A 9,026-nucleotide genomic window follows, 5' to 3' on the forward strand; every position below is an offset into this window, starting at 1 on the left:
CAAGCATGAGCAATCTTGCGACATAAAACTTGGAAAGCACGTGGAATGGAACAAGAACCAGAGAATAGCGACCTGAGTGACTGGCTGGAGCAGCATGGCCTTGCCCGTTACGGTGAGGCGATGCTGGCGCAGGATATTGATTTGCGCGCACTGGAGCACTTGACCGACGATGATCTCAGAGAGATTGGCTTCAGCATCGGGCACCGCAAGGCGTTTAACCAAGCGATGAATTCTTTCGTTTCTGGTCCGGTGAAATCCAGCGACGCAGCTGCGGCGGCGACGCGCCGCCAGATCACGATCCTGTTCTGCGACCTTGTCAATTCAACCGGACTTTCCGCGTCGATTGATGCCGAGGATATGGCCGTTGTTCTCGAACGGTATCTTGGCACGTGTACGAGGATTATCGAATCCTGGGGCGGGCTTGCGCTCGGCTCTGCGGGCGATGGTATTGTCGCTTGCTTTGGCTATCCGCGGGCGCATGAAAACGATGCGGAACGCTGCGTTTCGGCAGGGCTTGAGATTTCACGCACGCTGCCGGGCCTTCAGTTTGACGGAGGCGTATCGCTCAAGTCCCGCATCGGCATTGCGACCGGCCGGGTCCTCGTACGTGGGCAGGTCAAGGATACATCTTCGCTGGTTGGGGACACAATGAACCTTGCGGCCCGCCTGCAAGATGAAGCACCGGTAAATGCGGTGGTCGTCGGTGGCTCCACCAAAAAACTGATTGAACAGATCGCTGATCTGGCCCCGCTCGAGTCCCGCCGGTTGCGCGGTTTCACCGACGTGACCGACATCTGGCAGGTGAACACCCTGAGAGACGCGATCGACAGGGCTGAACCAGACAAACCCGTCGAAGAAAGAGCCGTTCGGGGCCGTGAGGCCGAACTCGAGAAACTGCAGTCGCTTTGGGGACTGACGCGCTCAGGACAGGGACAGGTTGCCGTGGTGACGGGAGAGCCTGGCATCGGCAAGACATGCCTTCTGGGCGCGTTTCGCCAGAAAATCGCGGCTGACGGTTCCTGCAACACGATCCGTTACCATTGTGCGCCCTTCTTCGAGAACAGCGCTCTTTTCCCGATCCGCTCCAGTCTTCAGCGCGCGTTTGGTCTTGAGGAGAACGAGGATGTCGAAACGGTCATTGCGAAACTGGCCAGCTTCTTTCCGCACCAGACCGAAAGGGCAGTCCCGCTGATCGCAGACTTGCTGTCCGTTGATACCGGAGACTTCTACCCGCCGCTCGACATGACGCCCGTGCAGCGCAAGAGCGAAACCTTTGCCGTCTTGCTTGCCCAGTTGATCGAGCTTTCGACCCATAGCCCTGTCCTTGTGATCGTTGAGGACATGCATTGGGCCGATCCCTCCACGCGGGAGTTTTTCGCCCTCTGCGTCGAACAGGCCATTGCAAGTAACCCGATCATGCTTCTGGTCATGCAGCGCCCGCAGTCGGACATCGGCGGGTCCGAGCAGGCGCACGTCACGCATCTGCGCTTGGGCAAGCTGAGCGAGAACGAGACCCGGCAGATTATTTCCTTGATCGCGAGCCCGCGCGTCCTGCCCGAGAACATCGTGCGCAGAATATGCGAGAATGCCGATGGTGTGCCGCTCTATGCCGAAGAGTTGACCCGCTCGGTCATCGCACAGTCCAATATAGGCGGGTTCGCCTCGGTGAAAGTACCGGTCACGCTCAGGGATTCTCTGGCGGAACGGCTTGACAGGCTAACCACCAGCAAACCGTTGATCGACATGGCGTCCATCATCGGGAGGCGGTTCGCAAAATCGCTCCTGAGGGAGATCCTTCAGATCAACGAACGGAGCTTTTCTGACGCGGTCGAGGAGCCGATTGACGCTAAGATCATCGAAGAGGAAAACGCGCCTCAGTCCGATGTTCTTCGGTTCCGTCACGCGCTGGTGCAACAAGCCGCCTATGAGGGGGTGTTGCGAAGCAAGCGCCGGGAGTTGCATGGTAAGATCGCCGAACTTTTGAACCGCGACTATCCGAGCATGCAGGAAACCGAGCCGGAAACGCTGGCACGCCATTACGCTGGGGCAGGACAAGCGGACCTGGCGATAAAGTTCCTTGTGATCGCTGGAAAAAAAGCCACGTCCCGTGCTGCGCAGGTGGAGGCAACAAACCATTACCTGATGGCTCTGGAGCTTATTGAGACGCTCCCCCATTCCAAGGAGCGCGATCATGAAGAGGTGCTATTGCGCGCCCTTCTGGGCGGCGCGCTGATGGCAACGAGGGGTTTTGCAGCACCAGAAGTCTTCGACGCCTTCGCTCGGGCGCGGGCGCTTTGTATCGAGTTGGGCGACAGTCCGATCTATTGCCTGTGTCTTTATGGGTTGTTCACAGTCGAGGCATCGCGCTCGAACAAAGAGGCCGCGATCGCCCTTGCGGCTGAATTGTTGGACACTTTCGGTGCGTCGCAGGTTCCCTCTTGGGCAATCGCGGCACATTTCTCCGCCGGTGTGTCGCGCTTTTTTCAGGGTCAATTTCTGGAATCCGAAAGCTGTTTCAAAGCTGCGCTGGATCTTTATACTGAAGATCAGCATGGGCCGATGGTGGAACAGTTCCATGATAACCTCGGTGAGTTTTCGATCTGCTATCTGCAATGGCTCTACGTCATACAGGGCGATGTGGGAAAATCGGGTGCGTATCTCGAGCAGGCCCAGAAAATGGCGAATGATCTCAACAACAAGAACGCGCAGGTCCGCTCGATTGCTTTCCGCATGGGGCGCCAACACCAGCTCGGGGACCTCGACGGGGTGGCAGACCTCGCGCCAAGGGTTGTGGAGATCGCATCGAGTCAGGGGTATCCCTACTGGGCCTGCGCAGGGCAGATCGGCCTGGGCTGGGTGCTTGCCAATCAGGGCAAGCCCGAAGGCATTGCGCATATCGAAAGCAGTCTGGCGTTTTTCGATACGATTGGTCAACGCAACCCACAGGCCTACTGGCGAACATATTTGATCGGGGCGCATATTGCTCTGGGGCAGCGCACAGAGGCACTCGCGGCGGCCGGCAAGGCACTGGACCTTGCGAAGTCAGGACTTGAAAGCTTTTATCTGGCGGATGTGTTGCGGCTGAAGGCCACGGCGCTCTTGCTGGATAATGCCGACACCGCCCAAGCCGAAGCCTGCCTGCGCGACGCGATTACGACTGCAGAGGCGTCGCATGCGCATTTCTTCCGGTTCCGCGCCGCGTATGTTCTCGCGCAGTTGTTCGTCACACAGGGAAAGCGGCCGGAGGCGGCGGACATCCTGCGGCTGGGGATTTCCAGTATCTCCACGTCGGCACCCTTTCCGCATCTCGATCAGGCGCAAGACCTCCTTGCGTCGCTAAGCTAGACGATACCCATGGCGCGGGTTCTGGTTCTGGGGGGCACCGGCCACATCGGATCAGCGATCGCGCGCCAATTCGCGCTTGCTGGACACGAGGTTCTGGCGACCTGTCGCCATCCGGGACCAAGGGTAAATCTGGAAGGGACCGGCATTGCCATCTCTTCAGGCGATGATCTGATTGCGGGTGTAATCGAATACTGGATGAGGCAGATCGCCCCTGATATCGTGGTCGATGCCGCTACGCCCTATCCGGTCTGGCTGGCGGATTCGAAGGAAATGGACCCAAACGGGCCCGCCGTTGCCCGCGTCCGACGGATCATCGCAGCGAGTACCGCGATGCGGGCCAAATTCATTCTGATTTCGTCCTTCACCACCCTGCCCTCGCCGCGCAACGGGATCACAAACGCCATATTGAACAGGCTACAGGGCTATTTCAAGCTCAAGAAAAATGTTGAACGTGAGGTTTTGCTAGCTCTGGCCAAGGGTGATCTTGAGGGGATTGTGGTCAATCCGGCCACCTGTCTCGGACCTTTCGATCTAAAACCGCAAGATCAGGCGTTTATCCCAAGCCTGCTGGCCGGCAAAGTGCATGCCCTGACGAAGCACACCATCAATATCGTCGATGTGCGCGACTTGGCCCAGTGCGCCTTCGAACTGGCAAAATCGTCTGCCCCCCTTCCCCCGGTCCCTGTGTTCGGACATAGCCTGCGAGTGGACGCGCTTGCTCGGCGATGCTGCGAGATGGCTGGCGTCAAGGCACCCCGTTTTTCTACAGATGCCCTTATGGGAACAGCAGCCCTTTACTCTCTTGAAGCAACGCTGGCATTTACGGGGCGCAAGACGCCATGGCCAAGTTTGCCGACGATGCTGGTTGCCGCCAGTTATGCGGCGGAACCAAGTCCGGAACAACTGGCTCACAAGGGCAAGCCGCGCCCCCTCGACGACACTCTTGCAGACAGCATTGCTTGGTATCAAAGACTTGGGCGATGCTGATTTAGGTCACATCTTCGTCCGGCAGCAGACCTCCGGTCATCAACTTGGCCAGACGTGCGCGCAAGAGCACCTGCGGATTGATGAGTTCATTACCGCCGGAAAAATCACTTTGCGCCGTTTCCAATTCCGACATTTTCTCTTGGTTTTCTTTTGCTTGCGTCGCCAGATCTGAAAAGGCCCAATCGAAGAATACTACGGAGCGATCGTTGAGGCCCTTCTGCTGCGTCAAAATCACTTGAAGACGCTCCAACGCGGTGATCAGCAACAACAGGTCAGACGATGAAGCGACATGCCGCTCGAAGCCGTTTTCATCAGGCTTCGCAAAATCCTGTCGCGTGTTTTCCTCCCGGAAGGGTTCGGGCAGCAATGACTTGGCCAGCGTTTCGATGAACCTCGCGATATCTTCAAGCGACTGATCCCCCTGGCCAACGTATTCGCGTGTGAATGTGGACATGGCCTCACGCTCATGTTCTGTGAACGCGCGGCCCATCTTTTCAATCTGCGAGGCCACGAAGTCTTCCACGTCATAGCTTTCTTCTGTCCATGATTTCGCCGATCTGGCGCGCATGGATACCTGCGCAAATTGCCGCAGCATGTGCCAAATCTCTGATTTCAGCGCCAGTGTCTCAATCTGACGGCGCTGGCCGCGGTAGCGGGAAAGGTCAACACTGTGCGGCCAGAAGGCGTGCTGCAGTTCGGATGACGGGAAAAGCAGCTTTGCGAAAGGAGTGGGCACGGTCGATCTTGGCAAGCAGAAATCGGGCTTGCAGTATTTATACCGTGCCGAACCGGGCGCATGGCCCCACTGACGTGACAAGACCGAATCCAGAACTGTCGCCGGACTGATCCATTCGATTTTGCGCGCCGCCTTGGCTTGCGTCATCCGGGCTTCCTTGCGCGCCAAACCCATTTCCGCAATCCAGGCCGAGATATCCAGCATGCCATTGGAGGTCTGACTTTTAAAAAATTTCGGATCGGCAACCATACCCACTTCATCACCCGTGCACCGGTCCTTTATCATCAGGTTGCTTATATCACCTGTTTCAAGCTGATGCGCGAAGTCACCCAGAAGATACTCGGCACCCACCACACCGGACTGGACGATCAATGGTGTCGATACCCCATCTCTCTTTAGGCAATAACAAAGCTCAATGTCATCCGGCGCGAGCCCTGCGGCGGCTCGCTCGACAAGCCATCCCGCCTCACCTTGCTTGGCCGTGCGCCACCCAAATACCTCAGCGAACGTGTCCACCTTTTTCCACGTGCGACTGCCGACCCGCTCATACAGGGTGGAGCCGGAGCCGCGATGAACATCGGCATGCAGAGAAAATGGCCGGATCGCCTCGAACACGTTCACGAGCCGATCTTTGCCCGGATAGGTGAATTTCGGGATCAGACCGAGTAACTTGCAGATGGGCTGGGTGGGGTAATCGGTAATCGAGATATGCACGGGCACCTCGATCTCGCGCATGTCGCGCAGTTTATCGATCCGGTGCTGGCGCGTAACAAGGCCCTGATAACAGGCGTCCGTCGTGTGGCGGCTGTCGCGAAACTGTTTCAGCGCGAACTGATTGAGTGACCGCTCTCCACCCAGAATTTGCAGCGCAAAGCCCTGCCCGACATTGAACGGGGACGGATCTTTTTTGGGGAGGCCATCAAGAACCGTTGCCTCGGCGCTGTCTTCGACGGAATCGTTGGAAGCGCTTTCAGAACTGTCTTCAAGGGGATCCTCATGGGTCTCTTCAGAAGGAGCGTCAATACTAACAGCAAAATGATCCCCCTGACGGTCCTCCTTAAAGATTATTGACTCGCGCTTCTTTTCTTCCAGATCGTCAGCCAACAGTCGAATCCACCGGCCGACGCTTTCGCGCTGGGTTTCTGGAACATCGCGTTGCTGGGGAGCATGGGTGTGCAGCCGAATGAGGTCGCGCTCCTGTGCCTCGGCGCCCACCATCAGCGCGGGCAGAACCTGCGCGCTTGTTGTAAGAAGATCATGATGCGCTTCTTTTTTGCTGGGATCAGAGGATATCCAATCGTTCGACGGCGACAGAATGCGCGAGCCCATGGACGGAATGCCGGACACTTCGCTTGCGGTGATCGCCGTTGCTGCATCATCCACATAGGAAAATGCAGAAACAAACCCGGTGGTCACAAGGTGCTTTTCGCCCCGCGCTGCGCGCATCTGGGCATCCTCGTCTCTTGACTCGTCTCGGTAATTTTCGGGAAAGGCATCGTCCGCGTACCAATCATAGGCCTTGACCGGGACCAGCATGTTCACCTCCCGCGCGCGGCGCTTGGCGATGGCGTTGACTTCGGAATTGACTTGGTCGAAGTCGCAGATCACGAGATATACGAAATCGCCCCAGGCGTCGAAGCGCATGTGTCCTCGAACCCGCAAATAGTTGCTCACGAAATCCTGTAGCGCCGCAGGATCTGCCTTGAGCGGCAAGACCCGAACCGACGCGTCCGGCATGTAGAATGCCCCCCCGATCGCCTCGCTGCCGCCGCGGGCAGTGTTGAAAAAGTTCATTGCCCGGATGTAGTCAAGGCGCATGCTGTCTTCGAGATCGACATCCCCAAGCGGCTCCGTTTCTTCACTTGCCGTATGAATAGCAGTGGTTGGTGGCACCTCTTCGAGGGGCGATTGCGTGTTTTCGGAAGGTGTTTGAGGACCGGGATCAGGCGGCGGTGCGTCGGGTGCGGCTTGCTTCTTGGCCTGCTGTTGCGCCTCTGCTTTCTTGCGCAGCAAAGTGAACTCTTCGCTCTGTTGCCACGCTCCGGACCGCGCCCGCCAGATCAGGGTATCGGCCAGCCCATATGTCATATCAACCTTGACCCAGAACGGGGCGACCGGCGCCAAGGAGGAAACCCGTGCTCCGCCGATCTCACGTTCTTCTGTCACTTCCAGACCAAGTGATTGCACGATCGGCAGTCCTGCCAGATGATGCACGTCGATCCGAAAGCCGCCATCCAGTTGACCCAAAAGCATGTTCTGCGGGCCCAGAAAGCCACCTGCCTTTACATTGGTTACCGGCATCTTGGCCGATGTAATGGCCTGATAGCACGTTGCAAACGGATCTCTTGCATCACGGAACTGTTTGAAATTTATGGTATTTGCATAGGCTCGTGGAAAAAGGGACCACAGGACATCCTTCAATCCCGGACCCCAGGCTTTGGGGTCCCGCCACTTGATCAAGCGCGATGGTTCAAGTTGTTCCTTGAATGTCTTCATGTCCAGCATGTTGGGCAGTAGCGATGATCCCGTGATGCCATCGCTGGCCATGCCCGTAACGGTTCGGGCGATGTCCATGCTCAAACGGGTCATACCCGCCGCCGCCTGAGACATCTGAGCCAGCGGCTTGACGAGCGCATCCAGGCTTGGCGGTACATCAAGCAATCCGGCCGTCCGATGTTGATAGACCGACATGAAGCTGCGGTATTCCTGTGTCTCACCGGCAAACGCCTCATTGGCCTGCTGCGTACTGACCTGAAACACCCGCCGCGCCCCATGTGGGTCCCGCACCCATTCGCTAACAGAAGGGTCCAGCCTCGCAAGCAGTTTTGGCCACCCATAAACTTCGCGTCCGGTACTCATCGACATTTCGTTATCTACAAAAATGAAGGGGGAAGAAAACGCCCAGTCGTGGAATTTCAGTCCGCCCTTTTGAGCATTGAGCCAGCGCAGCGGGATGCCAAAGGCGACTTCGCGTTGCGACACCCATCCCATGTTCGCCGCCTCAAGCGACATTCGACCATAATCGAGAATGACCAGATAGACGAAGGGCAGAAACGGGCTGAATTGTAGCAGATTCGGCACCTGATTGAGGTAGTTCCGGCAGAATGTTTCAAGCGCCGGAAGGCTCGCACGCAATGGAAAGACCGACATTGTGACATCGTTGAAGGCAAAAGGCGGGCTCATCTGCAGCGAACTGGCCGCCCCACGCGCGTTGTTGAATGGAATTGTCACCATTGTCACCCTCCAGAGCAGCCTGGGATCCTTCCCGAAAGTCTACAGAGGTTAGGCGAGTCTAACAAGTGAGTAGCGATCCGGCCTTACACATCGGGTTGTCGTGCTGACTGCCTTCTCCTCCACCAAGTCTACCACATGGACTTTGCGGACATCGGCAACTCTCATGTCACCCAGCGCTGGGATCGACAACACCGCCTGTAACTGGGACGGTTCTGCGCGGGTAATGTTCAAAAAGGTGCTGTCAGACGAATACGAACCAGTCTCAGTTCTCCGGCAACCTCAATCTGTCAGGCTGCGCAGAGACCGCGCCACTCGGTAAGAGCAGCGGCGCGGTTCAGCTTGAAATTTGATCGGATGTAAAGGTGGCGCTCCGCGTTGAAATGGTTGTGGACTGAGCCGTGAACGGCAGCGAATTTCTGTAAAGTTCGCATCCGTCTAAAGCGAAGCATAGCCCGTTCTCGCCTTCGAAATGGCTGGTGTGAATTCTCAGCCCTGTTGTTTTTCCAGCGGCCGGTTTCTTGCCGATCAGCGTTGCCGATCTCCTTCATCGCCGCGCCGTAGGAACGCAACTTGTCGGTGACGAAGATATGTGGTCGACCATGACGTTTCATTGTTTTTAGTAAGAATTTCAATGCTGCCTTTCGATCACGGCGCTTTGTGACAAAGCCTTCCAGTGAAGTGGTCCTGCTTTTTAGGACAGTTTTGCGGCTTGGCTAAGATGCAT

3 protein-coding genes and 1 pseudogene are annotated in these 9,026 nt (G+C 57.0%); 2 read left to right on the plus strand and 2 right to left on the minus strand.

What is annotated here, in order from left to right; translation table 11 throughout:
* Positions 1-45 precede the first annotated feature (45 nt).
* Complete coding sequence (locus V7730_RS16040; protein WP_335748609.1) at positions 46-3,345, plus strand: AAA family ATPase; 3,300 nt, start codon at positions 46-48, stop codon at positions 3,343-3,345.
* 9 nt (positions 3,346-3,354) lie between these two features.
* Positions 3,355-4,332, plus strand: a complete 978-nt coding sequence (locus tag V7730_RS16045; protein ID WP_335748610.1) for an NAD-dependent epimerase/dehydratase family protein — start codon at positions 3,355-3,357, stop codon at positions 4,330-4,332.
* A 1-nt stretch (position 4,333) separates the two neighbouring features.
* On the opposite strand, the gene V7730_RS16050 is transcribed toward V7730_RS16045, so the two are convergent.
* Both V7730_RS16050 and V7730_RS16055 read right to left on the minus strand, forming a co-directional pair.
* The gene (locus V7730_RS16050) at positions 4,334-8,302 is read right to left on the minus strand and encodes a hypothetical protein (protein WP_335748611.1); all 3,969 of its coding nucleotides are present in this window, start codon (positions 8,300-8,302) and stop codon (positions 4,334-4,336) included.
* 287 nt (positions 8,303-8,589) lie between these two features.
* Positions 8,590-8,979 (minus strand): annotated as a pseudogene (locus tag V7730_RS16055) (DDE-type integrase/transposase/recombinase); the annotation flags it as partial.
* Between the last annotated feature and the right edge of the window lie 47 nt (positions 8,980-9,026).

The organism is Sulfitobacter sp. (assembly GCF_036961165.1).
Taxonomy (GTDB): Bacteria; Pseudomonadota; Alphaproteobacteria; order Rhodobacterales; family Rhodobacteraceae; genus Sulfitobacter.

Coding starts and splice junctions, on each gene's coding strand:
- V7730_RS16040 (WP_335748609.1), top strand. CDS start 46: ATGGAACAAGAACCAGAGAATAGCGACCTGAGTGACTGGCTGGAGCAG.
- V7730_RS16045 (WP_335748610.1), top strand. CDS start 3,355: ATGGCGCGGGTTCTGGTTCTGGGGGGCACCGGCCACATCGGATCAGCG.
- V7730_RS16050 (WP_335748611.1), bottom strand. CDS start 8,302: ATGGTGACAATTCCATTCAACAACGCGCGTGGGGCGGCCAGTTCGCTG.